At 58.1% G+C, this 2170-nt stretch carries 3 protein-coding genes; all 3 read left to right on the top strand.

The window, feature by feature from the left end:
* The coding region (locus AC1DWI_RS20500; protein ID WP_477725611.1) for a thiamine pyrophosphate-dependent enzyme at positions 1 to 1090 on the top strand (1090 nt) is incomplete at its 5' end.
* A gap of 109 nt (positions 1091 to 1199) precedes the next feature.
* Positions 1200 to 1691: an acetolactate synthase small subunit gene (gene ilvN, locus AC1DWI_RS20505; RefSeq protein WP_477725612.1), complete on the top strand. Its 492-nt coding sequence runs from the start codon at positions 1200 to 1202 to the stop codon at positions 1689 to 1691.
* Positions 1692 to 1818: 127 nt separating this feature from the next.
* Positions 1819 to 2170, top strand: a 352-nt coding sequence (locus AC1DWI_RS20510) for an NAD(P)-dependent oxidoreductase (RefSeq protein ID WP_477725613.1), incomplete at its 3' end; no start/stop codon positions are given.

Raw genomic sequence — 2170 nt, forward strand, 5'->3', positions numbered from 1 at the left:
GGCGGGCGGCGGCGTATTGCTCAGTAATGCATCGCAAGAACTGCGCACGCTGGTCGACATGCTGGGCTACCCCTGCACCAACACCTTGATGGGCCTGGGCGCCTACCCGGCCAGCGACACAAAATTCCTCGGCATGCTGGGTATGCACGGCACCATCKAAGCCCACAATGCGATGCAGCATTGCGACGTGTTGCTGGCTGTCGGTGCGCGTTTTGATGACCGCGTGATCGGTAACCCCAAGCATTTCGCGCAGAACGAACGCAAGATCATCCACATCGACATCGACCCTTCCAGTATTTCGAAGCGCGTGAAGGTTGATATTCCGATCGTGGGCGACGTGAAGGACGTGCTGACCGAACTGATTGCCATGATCAAGGAATCCGGCCTCAAGCCTGACGCGAACGCCCTGGGCGGCTGGTGGGACACGATTGAAGGCTGGCGCAAACGCGACTGCATGAAGTACAGCATGGGCAAAGGCGATGTCATCAAGCCCCAGCATGTGGTCGAAACGCTCTGGAAGCTGACCAAGGACGCGGACACCTACATCACGTCGGACGTGGGTCAACACCAGATGTGGGCTGCGCAGTACTACAAGTTCGACGAGCCGCGCCGCTGGATCAATTCAGGCGGCCTGGGCACCATGGGCGTCGGTATTCCCTATGCCATGGGCATCAAGCTGGCCAAGCCCGACTCGGAAGTGTTCTGCATCACCGGTGAAGGTTCGGTGCAGATGTGCATCCAGGAGCTTTCCACCTGCCTGCAATACAACACGCCGATCAAGATCGTGTCGCTGAACAACCGTTACCTGGGCATGGTGCGTCAGTGGCAGGAAATTGACTATGAAGGCCGCTACAGCAGCAGCTACATGGACGCACTGCCCAATTTCGTGAAGCTGGCCGAAGCCTACGGGCACGTTGGCATGTTGATCGAAAAGCCGCAGGACGTAGAGCCGGCGCTTCGCGAAGCCCGCAAGCTCAAGGACCGCACTGTGTTCATGGACTTCCGCACGGATCCGACCGAAAACGTGTTCCCGATGGTGCAGGCCGGCAAGGGCATTACCGAAATGCTGCTGGGGTCGGAAGACCTCTAGGCCTCACGCCACCACACCCATTCATTCACCGTCACCTGACGAATCTATTGTCTGCCGAGCCTGCGCATTACCGTGCGCAGGGGAGGGCAGCGAAAAGAGGAATCTTCTTATGAAACACATCATTGCAGTTTTGCTGGAAAACGAGCCGGGCGCTCTTTCCCGCGTGGTCGGCCTGTTCTCGGCACGCGGCTACAACATCGAAAGCCTGACCGTCGCCCCGACGGAGGACCCGAGCCTGTCGCGCATGACGATACAGACCACCGGTTCTGACGACGTCATTGAACAAATCACCAAGCACCTGAACCGACTGATTGAAGTCGTCAAGGTTGTCGATCTGACCGAAGGCTCCTACACCGAGCGTGAACTCATGATGGTCAAGGTGCGCGCAGTCGGCAAGGAGCGCGAAGAGATGAAGCGCATGGCTGATATATTCCGCGGGCGAATCATCGACGTGACGGAGAAAAGCTACACCATCGAGCTGACTGGGGACCAGTCCAAGAACGATGCATTTCTGGAAGCCATAGACCGCAGTGCGATCCTGGAGACGGTGCGAACCGRCTCCAGCGGCATCGGCCGTGGAGAGCGGATTTTGCGGGTTTGATTTAAGTCGTCCGTGCGCGCGTTTCGACAGGCTCAACGCGAACGGATTTTGAGTGGCGATATGCGTTTACCGTTCGCCCTGAGCCTGTCGAAGGGCATTTTCGCCAATACCTATTCTGGAGAGAAAAATGAAAGTTTTTTACGACAAAGATTGTGATTTGAGCCTGATCAAGGGCAAAACAGTCGCCATCATCGGCTACGGCAGCCAGGGCCACGCACACGCGCAAAACCTGAACGACAGCGGCGTGAAAGTGATCGTCGGCCTGCGCAAGGGCGGCGCTTCGTGGCCCAAGGTCGAAAAGGCCGGCCTGAAGGTCGCTGAAGTCGCGGACGCGGTCAAAGCCGCTGACGTGGTCATGATCCTGCTGCCCGACGAGCAAATCGGCGCGGTCTACAAAAACGACGTGGCTCCCCACATCAAGCAGGGCGCTTCCCTGGTTTTCGCCCACGGCTTCAACGTGCACTACGGCGCCGTGATTC

The organism is Polaromonas sp. P3_C2, assembly GCF_056402675.1.